The 19866-nt window shown below is 61.8% G+C and carries 17 protein-coding genes and 2 pseudogenes; 12 read left to right on the top strand and 7 right to left on the bottom strand.

The annotated features are described in order from the left end of the window. Positions 1 to 19 precede the first annotated feature (19 nt). On the bottom strand, positions 20 to 865 hold the full coding sequence (locus FAZ95_RS32275) for an HTD2 family dehydratase (protein ID WP_137336462.1): 846 nt from the start codon (positions 863 to 865) through the stop codon (positions 20 to 22). A gap of 147 nt (positions 866 to 1012) precedes the next feature. Here FAZ95_RS32275 and FAZ95_RS32270 point away from each other — a divergent pair, with 147 nt between their 5' ends. Beyond that, positions 1013 to 1963 (top strand): LysR substrate-binding domain-containing protein, encoded by a 951-nt coding sequence (locus FAZ95_RS32270; protein WP_137336461.1) that lies wholly within the window; start codon positions 1013 to 1015, stop codon positions 1961 to 1963. Positions 1964 to 1985: 22 nt separating this feature from the next. On the opposite strand, the gene FAZ95_RS32265 is transcribed toward FAZ95_RS32270, so the two are convergent. After that, positions 1986 to 2918: a LysR family transcriptional regulator gene (locus tag FAZ95_RS32265; protein WP_137336460.1), complete on the bottom strand. Its 933-nt coding sequence runs from the start codon at positions 2916 to 2918 to the stop codon at positions 1986 to 1988. A 120-nt stretch (positions 2919 to 3038) separates the two neighbouring features. Here FAZ95_RS32265 and FAZ95_RS32260 point away from each other — a divergent pair, with 120 nt between their 5' ends. The 4 genes from FAZ95_RS32260 (at position 3039) to FAZ95_RS32245 (ending at position 7134) form a co-directional block, all read left to right on the top strand. Next, complete coding sequence (locus tag FAZ95_RS32260) at positions 3039 to 3575, top strand: thiamine pyrophosphate-binding protein (RefSeq protein ID WP_137336459.1); 537 nt, start codon at positions 3039 to 3041, stop codon at positions 3573 to 3575. After that, the gene (locus FAZ95_RS32255; RefSeq protein ID WP_137336458.1) at positions 3575 to 4171 is read left to right on the top strand and encodes a thiamine pyrophosphate-dependent enzyme; all 597 of its coding nucleotides are present in this window, start codon (positions 3575 to 3577) and stop codon (positions 4169 to 4171) included. Before FAZ95_RS32260 ends, FAZ95_RS32255 begins: the two co-directional genes overlap by 1 nt. Before the next feature lie 20 nt (positions 4172 to 4191). Next, positions 4192 to 5670: an aldehyde dehydrogenase gene (locus FAZ95_RS32250; protein WP_137336457.1), complete on the top strand. Its 1479-nt coding sequence runs from the start codon at positions 4192 to 4194 to the stop codon at positions 5668 to 5670. A 159-nt stretch (positions 5671 to 5829) separates the two neighbouring features. Next, the gene (locus FAZ95_RS32245; RefSeq protein WP_137336456.1) at positions 5830 to 7134 is read left to right on the top strand and encodes an MFS family transporter; all 1305 of its coding nucleotides are present in this window, start codon (positions 5830 to 5832) and stop codon (positions 7132 to 7134) included. Between the two features lie 39 nt (positions 7135 to 7173). On the opposite strand, the gene FAZ95_RS32240 is transcribed toward FAZ95_RS32245, so the two are convergent. Further along, entirely contained in the window at positions 7174 to 8064 is an 891-nt protein-coding gene (locus FAZ95_RS32240; protein WP_137336455.1) for a LysR family transcriptional regulator, read from the bottom strand. A 112-nt stretch (positions 8065 to 8176) separates the two neighbouring features. Here FAZ95_RS32240 and FAZ95_RS32235 point away from each other — a divergent pair, with 112 nt between their 5' ends. The 3 genes from FAZ95_RS32235 to FAZ95_RS32225 all read left to right on the top strand — a co-directional run bounded on the left by FAZ95_RS32235 (position 8177) and on the right by FAZ95_RS32225 (position 11353). Continuing rightward, the gene (locus FAZ95_RS32235; protein ID WP_137336454.1) at positions 8177 to 9307 is read left to right on the top strand and encodes a TDT family transporter; all 1131 of its coding nucleotides are present in this window, start codon (positions 8177 to 8179) and stop codon (positions 9305 to 9307) included. Positions 9308 to 9460: 153 nt separating this feature from the next. Then, positions 9461 to 10462: a malate dehydrogenase gene (locus tag FAZ95_RS32230; RefSeq protein WP_137337713.1), complete on the top strand. Its 1002-nt coding sequence runs from the start codon at positions 9461 to 9463 to the stop codon at positions 10460 to 10462. Positions 10463 to 10504: 42 nt separating this feature from the next. Continuing rightward, entirely contained in the window at positions 10505 to 11353 is an 849-nt protein-coding gene (locus FAZ95_RS32225; RefSeq protein ID WP_254700033.1) for a substrate-binding domain-containing protein, read from the top strand. 977 nt (positions 11354 to 12330) lie between these two features. Here FAZ95_RS32225 and flgJ read toward each other — a convergent pair. The 4 genes and pseudogenes from flgJ to FAZ95_RS32205 form a co-directional block, all read right to left on the bottom strand. After that, positions 12331 to 12762 (bottom strand): annotated as a pseudogene (gene flgJ / locus FAZ95_RS32220) (flagellar assembly peptidoglycan hydrolase FlgJ); the annotation flags it as partial. Between the two features lie 491 nt (positions 12763 to 13253). Next, positions 13254 to 13673, bottom strand: coding sequence for a DUF4148 domain-containing protein (locus tag FAZ95_RS40750; protein WP_175425824.1), 420 nt, complete (start codon positions 13671 to 13673; stop codon positions 13254 to 13256). Between the two features lie 232 nt (positions 13674 to 13905). Continuing rightward, positions 13906 to 14295, bottom strand: a complete 390-nt coding sequence (locus FAZ95_RS32210) for a DUF4148 domain-containing protein (RefSeq protein WP_137336452.1) — start codon at positions 14293 to 14295, stop codon at positions 13906 to 13908. Positions 14296 to 14694: 399 nt separating this feature from the next. Then, positions 14695 to 15093 carry a hypothetical protein gene (locus FAZ95_RS32205; protein WP_137336451.1) on the bottom strand — a complete coding sequence of 133 codons (399 nt, stop codon included), beginning with the start codon at positions 15091 to 15093 and terminating at the stop codon, positions 14695 to 14697. Positions 15094 to 15334: 241 nt separating this feature from the next. Here FAZ95_RS32205 and cueR point away from each other — a divergent pair, with 241 nt between their 5' ends. The 4 genes and pseudogenes from cueR to FAZ95_RS32185 form a co-directional block, all read left to right on the top strand. Next, complete coding sequence (gene cueR, locus FAZ95_RS32200; RefSeq protein ID WP_137337711.1) at positions 15335 to 15790, top strand: Cu(I)-responsive transcriptional regulator; 456 nt, start codon at positions 15335 to 15337, stop codon at positions 15788 to 15790. Between the two features lie 476 nt (positions 15791 to 16266). Then, positions 16267 to 16716, top strand: coding sequence for a hypothetical protein (locus FAZ95_RS32195; protein WP_254700032.1), 450 nt, complete (start codon positions 16267 to 16269; stop codon positions 16714 to 16716). A 66-nt stretch (positions 16717 to 16782) separates the two neighbouring features. After that, entirely contained in the window at positions 16783 to 17031 is a 249-nt protein-coding gene (locus FAZ95_RS32190; protein WP_137336450.1) for a DUF2933 domain-containing protein, read from the top strand. Positions 17032 to 17442: 411 nt separating this feature from the next. After that, positions 17443 to 19788, top strand: a pseudogene (locus FAZ95_RS32185) (heavy metal translocating P-type ATPase); the annotation flags it as partial. Positions 19789 to 19866: the final 78 nt, after the last annotated feature.

Genomic DNA, 19866 nt, shown 5'->3' with positions numbered 1-19866 from the left:
CGATGGGTGATGGGTTGGGTCAAGCGATCACGGCGCGGGCGGACATCGTCAGGTAGCCCTCGTGGTCTTTGGCCCACAGGTCGATCGATTGGCCGTCGGCTGCGCGTCGGCCGCAAACGGCGAAGGGGTTGCCGAGGAAAGTCGGCCTCACGGCCTTGAACGCGTACTCCCGCACGATCGCCTCGGGGGCGAAGCGCCCGACGGTGTCGAGCAGCAGCGTGGCGATCAGCGGTCCGTGGACGACGAGATCGGGGTAGCCTTCGACCTCGCGCGCGTAGTCGCGGTCGTAGTGGATGCGATGACCGTTGAAGGTCAGCGCGGAATAGCGAAACAGCAGCACTTCGGTCGGCGCGATGATGCGTTCCCATTCGGCGCCCGAAGGCGCGAGCGTGGGTTTCGGCTGCGGCTGCCCGGGTTGGGCCGGTTCGCGATAGACGATGTCCTGCTCTTCGCGGATCACCGTGACGCCGCCCGTCCTGATTTCGTGCTCGACGGTTACGAATGCGAGTCGGCCGCTGCGGCCTTCCTTGTGTTCGACGGACATGACGCGCGACACGCGCTCGGCGCTCGAACCGATGGGGAGCGCAGCGTTGAAGCTGATCCGGCCGCCCGCGGCCATGCGCCGCGGCAGCCCGAGATCGGGGAGGAACCCGCCTTTTTGCGGATGCCCGTCGCTTCCCAATTCGGCTTGCGGCGCAGCCGTCCAGAAATAGAGCCAGTGCCAGATCGGCGGCAGCGGGTCGCCGCTAAGGGGCGCTTCGCGACAGTCGAGTGTGGCGCTGAGCGCGGCAGCCGGGGCGGGAGAAATGATGTCCGCGACGGTCTGAACCGGCTGCGAATGAGGAGCGGGCGAGGGAACATTCATGGAGGTCGTCTCCAGCGCCACGTGGGTCGGCGCTTTCGAATTGGAATGAGACGACTCTAGGTGAATGATCCGTACTCTGGAAATATCGATTGAATGTGCGGGGCATAAGCGTATCCTATGGCTCTTCGTTTTCCGCAGGCTCCGGTCATGGACATACGCCAGCTCCGCTACTTCGTGAACATCGTCGATTATGGAAGCCTTGGCAAAGCTGCGGAAAAGCTCTACGTCGCGCAGCCGTCACTGAGCCAGCAGATCGCGAAGCTGGAGGACGACGTCGGTGTTCCTCTGCTCATTCGCAGTTCGCAGGGCGTGAAGCCGACCGCCGCCGGGCAAGCGATGTATCGACATGCGCGTCTCGTCCTGCATCAGATGGAGCAACTGCGCCAGGAGGTTCGGGAGGGTGTCGGGGCGGAATCGGGAACGGTTGCGGTCGGGCTTCCCACTACCATGGCGTCTGTCCTGGCGATGCCGGTATTCGAGCGTGTCAGACAGCGTTATCCGGGCATCCGGTTGCAGTTCTTCGAAAGCATGAGCGGCTACCTGAACGAGTTGCTCGCCAATGGGCGCCTCGATCTTGCGATACTGTTCCGTGATACGAATACGCCGGGCATCAGTGCTCTGCCGGTGCTCGACGAAGACCTGCACGTGATGGGCGAGCCCGGCGGCGCGGTGACCGGACGCTCGCGCACGTGCGCGTTGTCGGCGCTGGCCGACGTACCGCTCGTAGCGCCTGGCGTGTCGAACGGATTGAGACTTCTGCTCGAGCGCACCTTCGCTCGCGAGCAAGTGCCGCTTAACATCATCGCGGACGTTGATTCACTCCCCATGTTGCTGTCAATCGCTCAGTCCGGAACGGCCTGCACGATTCTGCCTGCTTCGGCGCTCGCACTGCGGGCGCCGGCCGATCGTCCCAGGATGCGTCGCATCGTCGACTCGGTTATCCGTCGGCCAGCCAGCCTCTGCTGGCCGAACGCGCTTCCTGTTAGTTCCGCGTCGCTAGCGGTACGCGAGACGATCTGCGAACTGATTGCGGAGCTGTGTTCCCACGGTGTATGGACCGGAATCGAACTGCGCGACGCTTCGCCTTCTGCCGGCTGAGCAAGACACGAACGAACCGACATCACTCTCCCAACCAGCGCGCAGAAGGCCAGTCCCCGCGCTCGACCGCGATTTTCATTTCGTCTACCAGCAAAGCCGTTGCGCATCGCACCGCAATCGCCATGCGGCGCGTGTTGGGCAACGCCAGCGCGATGCGGCGCTGCAGTTCTGGATTGCACAACGGTGCCGTGCGCAAAAGTCCGCGCGTGACGTCTTCGTTCACGGCAATGGCGGGCAGGATGGTAAAGCCGTGCCCGCATGCCACGAGCGTCTTCTGCACGTCCATCGAATTCGTCTCTGCCGCCACATTCAGCGTGACGCCGGTATCACGGCAGGCCTGTTCAAGGAGGCTGCGAATGCCGTGTGGCGCGCTTGTCAGAATCATCGGCCACTGGCTCAGATCGGCAAACGGAACGGGGTGTGACGGCTCCAGTTCGGACGAAGGCGGGCCGACAACAAACAGACTTTCTTCGAGCAGGACCTGCGCCTGAATGGTGGGCGTTGTCTTGGGGTTGTACAGCAATGCGGCGTCGACTTCGCCCGATTCGAGCCACTTCTGCAGATGGCCCGCGTATCCGACGGTGATCCGCAGGCGGATCGCGGGATAACGGGCTTTGACGGCGCTCACAAGCGCACCCGCGAGCAGGCCCGACGTGCTCGGTAATAGACCGATCGTCGCGACGCCCGAAACCTGCGCGTCGTTCGGCTGGATTTCCGATCGCGCCCGATCGAGCTCCTGCAGAGCTCGCCGCGCGTATTCCACGAGAATCTCGCCGGCCTCGGTCAGCTCCATGCCATAGCGGCCGCGATCGAACAGCGCGGTGCCGATGTCCTCCTCGAGCAGCTTCAGATGTCGCGACACGGCCGGCTGCACGATATGCAGCGTCTCGGCAGCACGGGTCACGCTACCCGTCTCCGCGACGGCGAGGAGCGCTCGCAGTTGCTTGATGTCCATTTGGGCTATCCAGGGTCATTCCATGCCGATTCGTGATTCCTGAATCACAAATCTCTATTTCATGGTGTCTCGTATCTAATTCTATGATGTGCTCATCCACTTTGCTAAGGAGCAAATCGAATGAGCACCGCAACGGGACAAGCGCCGGCGTGGCAGGAGTCCATTTTTTCGGTCCTGAAGGCGGGCGGCGTACGGCAGGTCGCGTACGTACCGGACGCAGGGCATTCGCACGTGATTCGGCGCGCGAAGGACGACCCGGAAATCGAAGACGTCGTGCTGACCACCGAGGAAGAGGGCGTCGCCCTCGTCAGCGGTGCCTGGCTAGGCGGGCAGCGGGCCGCGCTGCTGATGCAAAGCAGCGGCGTCGGCAACTGCGTGAACATGTTCTCGCTGCTGCAAAGCTGCCGCTTCCCGTTCTTCACGCTCGTCACCATGCGCGGCGAGTATGCCGAGTTCAATCCGTGGCAGGGACCGATGGGCAAGACGACGCAAGCCGCACTCGAATTGATGGGCATCACGGTGCTGCGCGCGGACCGTCCGGAAGACGTCGAGGAAATCGTCAGCGCGGGTTTCGATGCCGCATTTGAAGCAGGGGAGCAGGTCGCTGTGCTGCTGTCGCAAAGCCTTATCGGCCGCAAGAAGTGGGAGAGAAAGTAATGAGCGAGCAGAACAGGACGGCGGTGATCGATCGCCGCACATTCGTGGCCCAATTGCTGGCGGGGGTGCCAAACGCCCTGGTCGTGAGCGGGCTGGGTTCGCCGTCGTATGACGTCTTCGCTGCTGGGGACCGCGTCGGCAATTTCTATCTCTGGGGTGCGATGGGAGGGGCGGCGGCACTGGGCCTCGGGCTTGCGCTGGCACAGCCGGAGAGGCCAGTACTGGTTGTCACCGGCGATGGCGAGCAACTGATGGGCATTGGCGCGCTCGGCACCATTGGCGCCAAGCAACCCAAGAACCTGACGATCGTCGTTCTCGACAATGGTCACTATGGCGAGACTGGCATGCAACAAAGTCACTCGAGCCTGGGTACCGACCTCGTCGCGGTATCGAAGGGTTTCGGTCTCGCCGATTCGTTCGCCGTGTGGCACGAAGCGGACTATGCGCAAATCGTCGAGCGCGTGAATGCCCGTCGGGGGACGACATTCGCGCAGGTCCATATCCGGGCTGACGAACCGCCGCGTGCGCTGCCTGCGCGCGATGGCGTGTACATCAAGAACCGCTTCCGGGCCGGGCTCGGTTTCCAGCCATTCTGATTGTCCCGGGCGAGACCGACATGCAGCGCTACTCACTCTATATCGACGGCAAGCGGTGCGAATCCGCGAGCGGTCAATGGTTCAACAGCGATAACCCGTTCACCGGTGCGCCGTGGGCGCAGATCGCGCGCGGCAACGAGTCCGACGTGGACCGCGCAGTTCACGCCGCGCATCGCGCTTTCAGCTCGGGTGCGTGGAAGGATTTGACACCCAGTGCCCGGGGGCTGCTGTTGTGCCGGCTCGCCGACCGCATTGCCGAGCATGCTTCCCGCCTTGCAGAAATTGAAGTGCGCGACAACGGCAAGCTGTTCGCCGAGATGCATGCGCAACTGCAGTATCTGCCGCAGTGGTTTCGGTATTACGGCGGTCTTGCCGACAAGATCCAGGGCGACGTCATTCCGCTCGACAAGAAAGGGTTCTTCAACTTCACGCGTCGCGAGCCGCTGGGCGTGGTGGCGATCATCACGCCGTGGAACTCGCCGTTGATGCTTCTCACCTGGAAGCTCGCGCCGGCGCTGGCGGCCGGCTGCACGGTGGTGATCAAGCCGTCCGAATTCACCTCGTCCTCCACGCTCGAATGGGTCGAACTGCTCGACGAGGTGGGCTTTCCGCCGGGCGTCGTCAACGTCGTGACGGGATTCGGCAATGAGGCCGGGAGCGCACTCGTATCGCATCCGCTCGTCCGTAAGATCACATTTACGGGGGCGGACTCGACTGGGCGGCGAATCAATGAACAGGCCGCCCGTGACTTCAAGCATGTCGGTCTAGAGTTGGGTGGCAAGTCACCGAATATCGTTTTCGACGATGCGAAGCTAGAGGATGCCGTGAACGGAGCGGTCTCGGGTATTTTTGCGGCGACCGGGCAGACCTGCATTGCTGGTTCGCGACTGCTCGTTCAGTCCGGCGTCTACGATGAGGTCGTCGAGCGCGTCGTGGCACTTGCGAAAACGGCACGCATGGGCGACCCGATGCACGCGGATACCCAAGTCGGGCCGATCACGACGCCGCCTCAATACGAGAAGGTGTTGAACTACATCGACATCGCCCAGGAGGAGGGCGCCAGTCTCGCGTTGGGCGGCAAGGCCGCAACACGGGAGGAGTGCGGGGCGGGGTGGTTCGTCGAGCCGACCATCTTTACCGGCGTGACGAACGACATGCGCATCGCGCAGGAGGAAGTGTTCGGTCCGGTGTTGTCGGTCATTCGCTTCGACACGGAGGAGGAAGCGGTCGCGATCGCGAACGACGTGCGCTTCGGGCTGGGTGCCGGCGTCTGGACGAGCGATATCGGCCGTGCCTTCAGGATGGCCGAGCGCGTCGAGTCAGGCACGGTATGGGTGAACACATACCGGGCGGTGAGCTATCTGTCTCCGTTCGGAGGCTACAAAGACTCAGGCCTCGGGCGCGAGAACGGCATCGACGCGATCAACGAATACCTGCAGACGAAGAGCGTCTGGATCAATACCGGTGCCCCCACCGGCAACCCATTCGTGCTTCGATAACGCAGATCCACCTGGTCGGGCGCGACGTGTTTTCGCCCGACCGATAACCCGAATCCCTATTTCCAAGGCGGCGCCAGACCGCCAGCGGAGCCCTTGTGGGCGTTGCATGGGACTGCCCTAAGCGCTAAAGCGCTAAGGCCAGCCGACATGGAGACACATATGAAAGCCAATGCTCTGGCATCGGATGCGATGCCAACGGCTGCCGACACGCGTCGAATGATTCGGGCGATCGTCGGGGCCTCGGCCGGCAACATGGTCGAATGGTTCGATTTTTTTATCTATTCGTTCTGCTCGCTTTATTTCGCGCATGCATTTTTCCCTTCCGGTAACAGGACGACGGAATTGCTGAACACCGCGGGGGTGTTCGCAACCGGCTTCTTGATGCGCCCCGTGGGCGGCTGGTTTTTCGGCCGGCTTGCGGACCGGCATGGCCGGCGCAAGGCGATGTTGATGTCGGTGCTGATGATGTGCGGCGGCTCGCTTGCCATAGCGATATTGCCGACCTATGCGCAGATCGGCGCAGCGGCGCCTCTGTTGCTGCTGGCCGCACGCTGTGTGCAGGGCCTTTCCGTCGGCGGCGAATACGGCACGAGCGCAACGTATATGAGTGAGATCGCGCAGTCGGGGCGTCGCGGGTTCTTCGCGTCCTTTCAGTACGTCACCGTGATCTCCGGGCAGATCGCTGCGCTCATCGTGGTCGTTCTGTTGCAACAGTTCCTCTCGCATGACGAGCTGGTGTCATGGGGCTGGCGGATACCTTTTGCGTTAGGTGCGATTGGGGCGATCGTTGCTGTGTACCTGCGTCGTTCGCTCGAGGAGACGACGACGGCGCGCAACCGGCACAACGCTGAAGCCGGAACCCTCTCGGGACTCTTCGCGCACAAGCGGGCCGTGGCGACCGTGATCGGCTTTACGGCGGGTGGTTCGCTGGCGTTCTACACGTTCACGACGTACATGCAAAAGTATCTGGTCAACAGCGCGGGTATGTCTGCGAAGACGGCCAGCGGCATGATGACAGTGGCGTTGATCGTGTACATGCTCATGCAGCCGCTCTTCGGTGCGTTGTCGGACCGTATCGGCAGAAAACGTTCGATGATCCTTTTCGGCGTACTGGCGACGTTCGGTACCGTTCCATTTCTCAATGCGCTCAGGACTGTCACCAATCCCTACATCGCGTTCGCCTTGATCGTCGTCGCGCTTGCCGTACTGAGCCTGTACACATCGATCAGCGGTTTGATCAAGGCCGAGTTGTTTCCTCCCGAGGTGCGCGCGCTCGGTGTCGGGTTGCCCTATGCGCTTGCCAACGCTGTGTTTGGCGGATCGGCCGAATACGCCGCCTTGTCCCTGAAGGCACAAGGCGTCGAGTCGATGTTCTTCTGGTACGTCACCGCCTTGTGCGCCATCGTCACGGTCGTGTCATTTGTGATGAGTGACCCCGCCACCGAAGGTTATCTACGCAAGTAAGGCTTTCGATTGACCTTCCTTCGGCGTCGATGAGCTGATTTAAACCGCCTCCCACATCTGGCAGGCGAGCGTCTGGAACGCTCGAGCGCTGGGGCTCAGACTTCGCGCCTTGCGCCAAATCATGTTCAGGTTGCGCTCGATCTTCAGGTCCGCGACGGGCAACTGCACGAGCGCACCCGATGCGATTTCTTCGCCGACCGCGTGGCGTGAGACCCAGGAAACGGCGTGTCCGAGCCGCACGAGTCGTTTGATGGCCTCGGGACTGCCGACCGACAACTTCGGCGCCAACTCGATCGCATGCTTTGCATGTGCCTGTTCGACGGCCGTGCGCGTTCCCGAGCCGGGTTCGCGCAGTATCAGGCCGGCTTCAGCCACCTTGGCCGCCGTCAACCGGCGCACGCGCGCAAGCGGGTGCGAAGGAGCGGCCACCGCAATCAGTTCGTCGCGGCCGATCAAGATTGAGTCGAAGGCACCGTCGTCATATGGCCCCTCGATGAGCCCGATCTGGCGCTGGTGAGCGAGTACGGTCTCTTCGACGTGCTCGGTGTTCGTGACGGCCACCTCGACGTCGATGCCTGGATAGAGGCGGTGGAATTCGTCGAGCACGGTCGGCAGCAGGTAAGCGCCGATCGTGCGGCTGGTCGCGAGCCCGAGATGTCCGCGTGTCAGTCCGGCAAATTCGCCAACCGCGATCTCCGCCGCGTCGGCGAGACCGAAAATCTGCGCCGCATGGTCTGCAAGCAATCGGCCCGCTTCCGTGGGCTGCATGCCGCGCGGCAAACGGTCGAACAACGGTACGCCCAAACGGTCCTCGAGTTCGCGGATTTCCCGGGTGAGTGCGGGCTGGCTGACGTGCAGTCGTTCCGACGCACCGGTGACGCTACCCGTTTCCACCACTGCGAAGAAAGCAGCCAGATGCGTAAAGTTCATGATCGACATTCCATATCAATTTCATATTGCAAGAATATCAAATATGTATTTTTAGTATATGACGCACCAGCCTACATTGCAGTCATCCGATGCGCTCTAGATGGAGATGACCATGACCAGGAACCGATATGTGCGCACGCCTGGTGCGGCGGTGCAAGGCTTGACAGACAGGATTCGCCAGTTCACGCCGAACTGGTTCGCAGTGACGATGGGCAACGGGATCGTGTTCCTCATGCTCAACGCGCTACCCGTACATTTCAGCGGACAAAGGACATTCGCCGAGGCGCTGTGGTGTGTGGATATCGTGCTCTATGCCGTGTTTGCGGCGATGTTCGCGGCCCGCTGCGTTTTCTATCCGGAAACGATCAGGCCGCTGCTGCACCATCCGCTGCAGTCGATGTTCCTCGGCGCCCTGCCGATGGGCCTAGCTCCGATCATCAACGGCATCGTACTGTTCGCCGGTCACGATTCCGGCGCAGCTACGCTCGCTTTCGAACTTTGGTGCATCGACGCAGTGGCGGCGGTCGTCGTCGCGGTCGGCGTACCGTATCTGATGTTCACCGAGCAGAGCCATGCATTCGAGCGTCTGAGCGCGGTGCTCCTGCTGCCGATCGTCGCGCCCGAAGTGGCGGCGTCGAGCGCTGCCACGCTTGCGCCGCATCTGGACGTGGCAACGGCTCGCTTCGCGATTGGTGCGGGCTATGCGCTGTGGGCGATCTCCGTGCCGCTCGCGTTTTCCGTGCTGACCATCGTGTTTTTCCGGCTTCTCATTCACAAGCTGCCGCATCGCGACCTAGCTCCGTCGAGCTGGCTGACGCTGGGTCCGATCGGCACTGGCGCACTGGGGCTCCTCACGCTTGGCCAGGCGGCACCTCTCGCGTTTGCCGGCACTCCGCTCGCGAGCGTCGCACTCCTCGCACGTGACCTCGGCGTGCTCGGAGGGCTGCTGCTCTGGGGTGCGGGCCTTTGGTGGCTCCTTACCGCCATCTTCTTCACGCTGCGCTATCGCGCCGAGGGGCTGCCGTTCAACCTCGGCTGGTGGGGATTCACGTTCCCGCTCGGCGTCTTCACGCTCGCCACGCTGGGGCTTTATCGGGTGACGGGATTTGCCGGCTTCGCCGCGATCGGCTTCGCGCTTGCGATGCTGCTGGGCGGGCTATGGCTGGTGGTGCTGTCGAAAACGCTGCGTGCACTCGCGGGTGGCCAACTGTTCCATGCGCCGTGCCTTGTCCCGGCGCACTAGGCGCATGACCACGAGGGCGCGGCCAATGAGACATCGGCGCCGCGCCTCCAGAGCGCCCGACGTTAATGCCAGGCCCGCCGCAGGCGGAGTTCAGCAGCTGCGTCAGGGCAAATCGTTTGAATCACATCACCACTCTTTAGGAGAGTCATCGTGTTGAAACCTGTTAAGCCTGTCAAACGTGTGGCCGTTACCGGTGCGGCTGGACAGATTGCCTATTCGCTGCTGTTTCGGGTCGCACGCGGCGATCTGCTCGGCGACGACCAGCCCGTGATCCTGCAATTGCTCGAACTTCCGCAGGCACTCGATGCGCTGCGCGGCGTCGTGATGGAGCTTGAAGATTGCGCGTTTCCGCTGCTGCAATCGGTCGAGATCAGCGATGACCCGCGCGTCGCGTTCCGCGATGTCGACTATGCGCTGCTGGTGGGCTCGCGTCCCCGTACGAAAGGCATGGAGCGGCGCGATCTGCTCGCCGCGAACGCGGCCATCTTCCGCACCCAGGGACAGGCGCTCAACGATGTCGCAAGCCGCGACGTGAAGGTGCTCGTCGTCGGCAACCCCGCGAACACGAACGCGCTGATTACCCGCCGCTTCGCGCCTGAACTGCCGGCTGACGCGATCACGGCGATGATCCGGCTCGATCACAATCGCGCCGTATCGAAGCTGGCTGCGCGCTGTGGCGTGCCCGTCGCATCGGTGAACCGCATGGTCGTATGGGGCAACCACTCACCGACGATGTACCCCGATTACCGCTACGCGCAGATCGGTCAAGACTCGGCACGCGCGCTGCTTGCCGACGAGCGCTGGAACCGTGACGTATTCATCCCCGAAGTGGCGCGGCGAGGCACGGCAATCATCGAAGCGCGCGGCGCGTCATCGGCCGCCTCGGCGGCGAATGCGGCCATCGACCAGATGCGGGACTGGGTGTATGGAAGCGCCGGCCAATGGGTGTCGATGAGCGTGCCTTCGGACGGTTCCTACGGGATTCCGGAAGGTCTGATGTTCGGCGTGCCTGTCATCTGCCGCAACGGGGCGTTCGAGCGGGTGACCGGGCTCGAGATCGATGCGCTTTCGCGCGAGCGTATCGATGCTTCGGTGCGGGAATTGATGGAAGAGGCCGATGCCGTCGACGCATTGTTCTCGGCCGGGGCGAGGTGAATTGAAGGCTGAGCCGCAGACTGCTCGGAGTTTTCTGTTTGATTGCTGCATGCCCACACGGGTGTGCAGCAGAGCTACATTTTAAGGAGTACTACCATGTGTGACCTTTACCGTGTGGTCCGGCTCTGCGCCGCGTTGGGTTTCGGCGTTGCGTTGATTGTCAGCACACCATCCCATTCGGCGGAACCTATTCATGTGTATGGTCCCGGCGGCCCCGCACCAGCCATGAAGGCCGCCGCCGTGGAGTTTGCGAAGAAAACGGGTATCGAAGTCGACGTGACTGCGGGCCCGACCCCGCAGTGGGCCGATGCGGCCCACGCCAACGCCGACCTGATTTACTCCGGCTCCGAAGACATGATGTCCGGATTCGTTGCAAAGTTCGGTGACGAATTGGACGCCAATAGCGCGGAACCACTTTACTTGCGTCCAGCCGTCATCCTCGTGCGACCCGGCAATCCGCACCACATTCGCGGCATTGTCGACCTATGGCGCGGTGATGCGCATGTCATGGTGGTAGACGGCTCGGGCCAGAACGGCCTCTGGGAGGATCTCGTCGGCAGGGATGGCGACATCCGGCAGGTTAGGGCGTTAAGACGCAACATTGTCGCGTTCGCACCGAACACAGCCGAAGCGCTCAAGCGTTGGAACAGCGATCCGTCTGTCGATGCGTGGATCGTCTACAACATTTGGGCCGTTGCTCATCCTGGGATTGCGGACATAGTGCCGGTCGAGTCGCGTTACCGCCTCTATCGCGACTGCGGTGTCGTGCTGACGCAGCGCGGAACAGGGAACGCCGACGCTCATCGATTCGTGGAGTTTCTCGAGAGCCCCGAAGGTTTGCGGATTTTCCGGCAATACGGCTGGACCGACCGGTCCCAGGGGCCTCAGTGACGCTTGTTATCGGTGGTCTTCGACACCGGGTTGGGTCCTACGCTTGTCGGCGACATGCCGTAGCACATACGGCTCGCCACGCAGGTTTATGAACATCCCGTCGAGGCGTTACAGCTTCAAACCACTTTTCAGAAAATCGTTCCCGCGGCCGATGATCGCCGTCGAGGTTGGTCACCGTGCCCGCCGTGCCGGGAGCCCGGAGCGGCTAGCTGGGGGCGCCAACGACGCGTTGATTGTTGGCGGATGAGTGCGCGCGATTGCCTCCGCGGCCTGTAGGCACACCCACGTTGATTTAATTGTCTTCTTGAGCGGACCACCGTTCCGAGAGCGTCGTGGTCTAACGCGACGCGTCACTGCTTTCGGGTTGCTGGCCTATCTGATTGTCAGCAAATTAGCCGTTGAGGACGACTGTCCGAAACTGGCCGATAACACCAGTTCGAAGAACGTTCTACAGAGCTGCCGTTGTACTCAACAACGGCAGGTTTCCGGCGGTCGGGATGAACGCGTTCTGCCGGCCAGGAAGAGTCATTCGTCGCGGTCGACATTTGGACACTCATGCGACCGCTACGCTCCATCAACGGTCATGCGATCAACGATGATTCAAGTCGCATCATCGGCCTTAGCGGACATTAGGGTGGGTTGGGCTCTACCTCAGCAATGTCCCAACGACGACTCAAAAGAAGATTTCGGTAAGCAATCAATAAACAACGCCGCTCATGTTGCGATTGCGACGACAACAAACGATTCGTAACCTGACCACCTGTCAGATCAAGTCCAGGCTAATACCCCTTTGAGGTGTTGGATAAGGTCACCAGGTCAGCCCGCTGTCACCCTGCATTGCCGCGCATCGATCGGCGGCATCGCGCCGACCCCCGGCCATCGCGATAGGCATACAGCACCTGTGGGCGACCGTCGCCTAACCACAACTGCAGTCACTGCACCTGCTGCGGCTCACCGCCGTCGACCTCGGGACCTGCTCAGCCTATCTTCTCCATGATCGAGACGAGCTTTTTCGCGTAATGCGGATCGGTCGCGTAGCCTGCGCGCTGCATGCCGTTCGCAAAGCCGTTCGCGTCCAGCGAGGCGTTCAGTACCTGCGCGTAGCGCGGATTCGCCCTCAGCATGCTCGCGTAATCGTTCATCGCTTCCTCGTACGAATCGTAGGAGCGGAATATCTGGACGACGCGGTGCGGCTTGCCGCTTACATACTCGGTCGTGACGGTCGAAACTGTCTCGCCGGTCCAGTCTTTGGTGGCCTTGATGCCGAACACGTTGTGGCTCGTCGTGCCGTCCGCCTTCATGATCTCGTTCTTGCCCCAGCCTGATTCGAGTGCGGCCTGGCCGATGATGAAGCGCGCCGGAATGCCGGTTGCCGCACTCGCGGCCTGCGCGGGTGCAGCCAGCTGGTCGAAATCATTGCCGCCGCCACCATGTTCTGCGCCGCTGCCATGTTTCGCAAGCGCAGATGTAGACAGGACTGCCAGAAAGATAAAAGTCAGAATCCCTTTCATGATTGCCTTCGGTTGTGCGGACTTTCCGCGTGCACGCGGCGTGCTGCGTTCGCCAGCTATGCGTGGTAGGCGGTATGTATGATCGACAAGGACCAAGCACTCAAATGTCGCGAAGGCTTGCCAGCTAAATAGCTGTCGGAGGGTCAACGCGATCACGCGCCATCGCCCGCATCCGCGAGCGCTCGGGTTTGGCGACAGAACGGCTGCCGCCAAACTGTCCTGTCAGCAACCAGATCGGCCGCCTTGGGTAATTAGGAATCCGAACACATGCACCTGGACTCCAGCCTTGAGAGCGCACATCAGTCACCCTACGCGTCGTCCTATCGGACTGGCGATCAGATATCTAATCGACCGTTACTGCTCTCATCCGTGGTGGTGAAACGGCGTACTCAATGTGCTGAGGCGTTCACCTGTTCTCCTCGTCGCCACCAATTTTCGGCCTGTTGGAATTGCCGGCGGTTGCGCTCCTGCATGTCGGCGCTGGCCGGGTAGTGAGAGTTGCTGCCAGGTATGACGCCCGCTTCTCTCGCCTTTACCAGCTCTGCGTAGACCTGCGCCCGAGTTTTGACTTGAACTGCTGTCCCCGTGCCAACTGCAGTCCACGAGTCCTGTGCTGGGGCAGCGGGTGCCGCCTTCTCGGATGCACTGTTCACATCGACCTCTGCCGGTGACGGAAGAGATGCGGACGCCATATCGACAGGCGGGTGCCATGGCGGCGAAATATGCGGAGGAGAGGCAAACACGGATACGGACATTGAGAGGAGCAGAGCGGCGAAGAGTGAGCGATTGAGTAACGTAGTGCGTTTCATGGTTCGTTCCTTGATGACTTGAAAAACGTCGCGCAATGGCGCGCGACAGCGATGCGTGGTCTGCGCGCCGAGGCACGTTTCGACGCACCTCTTTGCGTCTGGGCCAGTCATCGCAACCTCGTGATGGCTGGGATGCTGACTGGTCGATGACCCCGGGCGGTGCCAGCTCTGCGAACGTGAGCATGGTCGCGGTCGTCGGACCCACCATCACCGAGGTCATGACGGCGTGTCTTTACCGGTCCGCTACGGTCGCCTGTCCGCGCGCCTGCCACGCCTGCTCGACCTGATGGAAGCGGACTCGGTTACGGGCGATCGTCTCGGCGCTGGGCGGGTAATCGTTCGTGTGAATGGGTACCAAGCCGGCTTCCTGGGCCTGAAGCAGCTCCGCGCGGACCTGTGCCCGAGTCTTGCCGGTAGCGGCGTTCCCGCCAGCGACGGCGTTGGCATCGGCCTCGAACGCGACTGTCGGTGCGGCATTCGCCGAAACGCGCTCGATGTTCGAAGTGCTCGAAGCATAGGGATAGACGGGGGCGCGGGAACCGCCGCCGGCGAAGGCCGTGAGGGATGCAGAAAGAAGCAGCGTCGCGATAACTGAACGGTTCAGCAGAGTGGTGAGTTTCATGATGAATTCCATAAGAAGCAGATGAGTAATGTCCTGCGCGGATGCGCATCGACGGCAATACAAGGCGGAACATGTCGAGCGGGCAACGCTCTGCCAGGAGGCGTTTCCGCCTAAGCGGAATACCCGCGATCAGCGGATTTCAGGAGTACCCGCAACGTCGCCGGGAGCCCGACGACAGGCGTGCGCGGGCGCCGCGCTCGCTCAGGCGACGTCGAGTTCGCCAGCAGCCAGCAACGAGTGGAATGTCAGCGCGTCCTCGCAGGACGGCTGCTGCGCCGATGCCGGACCTGGCACAAGGCGAGTGAAAATAGGATGGGAATGCCACGTAGGCCTCCGTACGGGCGAGTGGGAGCGCGTGCCGGCTTGCGCAGGGCACGACCAACATTCAGCCGTTAGGGGCTACGTGCGAAACACCTGGAACAGGATGCGGGGTGGGGGTGGCGCCGATATGAGGATCGGCTCGGAGCGCGTGAGGAGATGAGGCTGGACGGCCAGCGCGAAGATAGAGGTGTGTCCCCAGATCAGCGGCAGCCACACTAGGGGTGACGGGGCAGGCTGCTCCGCGTGATCCGGCTGGGCACTGTTGTCGCAGTGCGCGTGACAGGCTACGCCGGTTTGATGGCTGCGCAGATCGCCGTGATGGCTTGCGGAAATGATCGATGCGGTTGAGTCCGGCGAAGCGACGTGCGGGGCGTTCGTGCAGGCGTAAGCGGCGATCCACAGCTGACTGAAGATCAGCGCGAAAAGCACTGCAACAACGGTGAACACGCGTGTAACCGGGCGGCGCATGGTTTTCACTCAGACTAACCAGAGCACGATGGATGATGGAGCGGAGTATGAACATTCCCACAATCGGAATGTCAAGCGTCGTCGGCTAAATTTTTGTGCCGTCCCGCCTCCGAAGGATCCTTGACCTTCCCACCACGGGAAGGTCTAAATTGGATTCAGCTTGAACATGATCAAGCTCGGCATCGGGTTCGACACCACGGGACGCGCGCGAGGCGACCGCATGATCGGCCCTATATTTGCAAGGTATGTCATGAACATAGGACAAGCAGCAAGCGCCTCCGGCGTCTCCGCCAAAATGATCCGCTACTACGAGAGCATTGACCTGATACAGGTCGCCGGGCGGAGCGAGGGCGGATATCGGATTTATGGGCAGGATGACGTGCACGTATTGCGCTTCATACACCAGTCGCGCACGCTGGGATTCCCCATCGAGCAGATCCGCCTCCTGCTCGCGCTCTGGCGGGATCAGCACCGTGCGAGCGCTCAGGTCAAGGCGATCGCCGCACAACACATCGCTGAGCTCGATACGCGGATTGCGGAACTGGTTGAGATGCGAGACACGCTTGCGCATCTCGCGCGACATTGCGCGGGCGATCAGCGGCCGTCGTGCCCTATTCTGGATGAGATAGCCCGCGGTGATGGACCAAAGCTGGCGCGTCGAGAGTCACGTAAGCTGAAGACCGCCACATTGCAAGCGGACGACTGAGCAGGATTAGCGGGGATGTCCTTATCTATACGAGACTCGAGCGCAAGATCGTGAAGTGGTCAGTCAAATTGGTGCTGTGTTTCCTGATCGCGTGGCTGCCTCTGGCAGGTTTCGCGGCGCCAGCACGGCTTTGCGCTCAAGTTTCATCCCCGGTCCAGGCCTCGCACAATGCGGGACAGCACTCGGCGACCCGCGTGGCTGACATGCATGCCGACGGCTCGTCCTTGATGCAACATCAAACTGCCTGCCACGGCAGTGCCGATATGTTTTCTTGTAGCGTCTTCGCGGTTCCCGCGGAGATGTCCGTTCCCGGCGTAGCAGCGTTTTCGCCTGTCTACAACCTGCGTGATTCCCCGCTGTCCTCGCAGTTCATTCCAGACCTTCCGCAGCGCCCTCCACAAGTTCTGTAGCCCCCTCGTCGGTTCTACGTCGGAAGGCCGCGTCAGCGGTCCGTCGCGGCTCGCCCGCGAGGCTACATGCCGACTGACGTCGCCCCCGAACGAAGATTCGGACCCGACGTTCGGGAAACGGCCGCGGTGCCCCGCGATGCCGTCGATCACCCGACCATTGGTCTGCAGTGCACCACTTCAATTTTGAAAGAAGGACTTGATATGAAAACCCGACACTTTGCCGCCCCATTGCTCGCGCTCGTGCTTCTCGGAAGCAGCGGCTTGAGCATAGCCGCTGACTCGCAGACTCCAACCGGCACGCCTCAATCCGGGATGCACGAACAATCGATGATGCACGGCGGGATGATGGGCGATCACATGATGGCAGGTGGAATGATGAAAGACTGCTCGCTGATGGGACAACTGCCCCCAGGAAACGAAAAGCTCGCCATGCAGATGCATGGCGAAATGATGAAGGCGATGGGCGACATCATGCTCAAGTACGCCGACAAGATTCAGACACCACCGTCGAAATGACCAAACGGTCACCCGTCGGAATCCGATGGGACCCATTTCGAACACTTGAACTCAAGGAGTAAAACCATGAAATGCACGAAAACGATGCTTACCACGGGTGCCGTCATATTGGCCGCCCTGGTGCTTGCCTACGCGGCGCTGCCCCAGTTCCGAACGCTTGTGCTGAACGCGGGGCCGTTCCTGCTGTTCCTGCTGTGTCCACTGTCGATGATGTTCATGATGAACGGCATGAATTCGAACAGGGATCGTCAGGCCCCTTCCTCCGATGCGCCGCATGACCGCTTGCCCCAGATAGAGTCGCGTCCGAAGGAATGAGCGGCAATCACAGAGTGCCCCGTGGGCGAACGCGCGCCAGCGAGCGTTTGCCCACGGCATCCGTCGCCCGGCACCTCGTCGCGTCCCTGATCGGTGGCTCGCCGACGATCAGGGTGGCAGCGTCCGCGGTGTCGGGCGGCAAGCTTGACCTTCCCATCGCGGGAATGTCTATCTTCCACATAACGAGAAATCGGAGCAACGTGTGCCAGCGTGCCATTGACTTGTATCCAGGCCGCCGAGACAGCGATCGCCGGACGTGAACGGAACGGCTCGACTTATATTCCTTGATGGGGAGCAGCGTAAATGGATGAGCGATTCGACAGCAAGGTCGACTCCCAAGCGGGTCGCGAGGTACGCGCATCGAAGCTCAATGATGGTCCCGCTCCGTGCGCGCATTGCAATGCCGCCAAGGGAGGGGAACACGAGCAGGCCGATCATCGCGGGCGACCACACGTTCACAGGGAAAGCGCAGAAAGCGCGGCACCGGTAAGCGACCCAGTCTGCGGGATGATGGTCGCCAGGGACTCCCGATTCCAAAGCGAGTACGAGGGCAGCCGGTACTATTTCTGCAGCAAGTCGTGCCTGCAGAAATTCCAGGAGAGTCCAGGGCGATACGTCAGGCCACAGCTCGAGGAGCCGGCTGCACCAGCTTCCGGTAGCGCAACCTACACGTGTCCCATGCATCCCGAAATCCGGCAGGACCATCCCGGCCACTGCCCGAAATGCGGCATGACGCTTGAACCGCTAATGCCTGAACCCGGTGATGACGAAGATCCGGAGCTGGTGGATTTTCGCCGTCGTTTCTGGTCGACGTTGCCATTCTCGATTGCCACGTTCCTCTTGGCGATGATTGGTCATCGTGTCGGCTGGCTCCCCGCTTCGACCCAGAATTGGGTGGAACTGGTGCTGTCGGCGCCCGTTGTTTTGTGGGCTGGCTTGCCAATTTTTCGGCGGTTTGCGCAGTCGCTGCTCAATCGCAGTCCGAACATGTGGACGCTGATCGGGTTAGGCACGGCGGCGGCGTTTATCTATAGCCTGGTAGCAACGGCCGCCCCCGCTCTGTTTCCGTCCAGCTTGACGGTGGACCGCAAGGTCGGTGTCTATTTCGAGGCTGCGGCGGTGATCATGTCGCTGACACTGCTTGGACAGGTGCTGGAACTCAGGGCACGCTCGCAAACGTCAGCGGCTATCAGATTGTTGCTGGGGCTGGCCCCGAAATCTGCCAAACGGATTCGCGCCGATGGCACCGAGGAAGACGTGCCACTGTCCGATGTGCACGTCGGCGACATACTGCGAGTCCGGCCAGGTGAAAAAGTGCCGGTGGACGGCGTGGTGACCGACGGCGCAAGCACGCTCGACGAATCGATGATTACCGGCGAGTCGATGCCGGTTACGAAGCGCGCCGGCGATCATGTGATCGGCGCGACGTTGAACACGTCGGGCAGCTTGATCCTGCGCGCGGAGAACGTTGGATCGCAAACGGTGCTGGCGCAGATTGTCCAGCTGGTCGCGCAGGCGCAACGGTCCAAAGCGCCGATGCAGCGGATGGCTGACAAGGTTGCGGGCGTCTTCGTGTTGGCGGTGATCGCCGTTGCGCTCCTGACTTTCTTTGCCTGGGGCATCCTTGGACCTCAACCGAGTTGGGTCTTTGGTTTGATCAATGCGGTGGCGGTGCTGATCATTGCCTGCCCCTGTGCGATGGGACTCGCCACGCCGATGTCTATCATGGTGGCGAGTGGCAAGGGGGCCTTGAGCGGGGTGCTGTTCCGCGATGCGGCCGCGATAGAGAACCTGCGCCGAGTCGACACGCTGGTGGTCGACAAGACCGGGACGCTGACCGAAGGTCGACCTGTGTTTGAGCGGGCCATTGGCGTCAACGGTTACTCCGCGGATGAGGTCCTGCGGCTCGCCGCGAGTCTCGATCAAAGCAGCGAGCATCCGCTGGCTGCCACGCTCGTCGCTGCGGCGAACGAGCGTCGGCTTGCGCTAGAGCCGGTGAAGGACTTTGACGCGCTCGCCGGACTCGGCGTGCGTGGGATGAGTGACGGGAAAAAACTCGCACTGGGCAACACCGCCCTTATGAGCGAAGAACAGACGGACGCCGGGACGCTCGCGAGGGACGGGGATGCCCTGCGTGCCCAAGGCGCGAGCGTCATGTATCTGGCCGTCGACGGCACGCTTGCGGGACTGCTGGCGGTCTCCGACCCGATCAAGGCGAGCACGCCAGAGGCGCTGGCCGCCCTGCAGGAGGCGGACATTCGCGTCGTCATTGCGAGCGGCGACGGGATCGCCACCGTCAAAGCGGCGGCAACGAGGCTCAAGATCGGCGAGTTCCACGGCGAATTCAAGCCGGCCGACAAACTGGCGCTCGTGTCCCGGCTTCAGGACGAAGGTGCGGTAGTCGCGATGGCCGGGGACGGCATCAACGATGCGCCCGCGCTGGCGAAAGCGGATGTCGGGGTGGCCATGGGCACGGGGACCGACGTCGCGATGTCCAGCGCCCAGGTGACACTGGTGAAGGGCGATCTGCGTGGGATAGCACGGACGCGTGCGTTGTCCGAAGCTACCGTGCGCAACATGAAGCAGAATCTTGCATGGGCATTTGTCTATAACGCGCTAGGGGTGCCGCTGGCGGCCGGCGCGCTGTATCCGCTTACCGGCTGGTTGTTGTCGCCGATGATCGCGGCACTGGCGATGAGTCTGAGTTCGGCCTCGGTGATTGCCAACGCACTGCGGTTAAGAAGCGCGAGGATTTGAATAAAAATCGTAGGTACGGTGTTTACAGTGCACCAATGTCCGATTAGCTGGCGGGATCGTGCGATCCGTTTGGTCGCG

The sequence above is a fragment of the Trinickia violacea genome (genome assembly GCF_005280735.1).
Lineage (GTDB): Bacteria > Pseudomonadota > Gammaproteobacteria > Burkholderiales > Burkholderiaceae > Trinickia_A > Trinickia_A violacea.
Note: the sequence above shows the minus strand (reverse complement) of the source record. Positions and strands in the feature narration are given on the sequence as shown.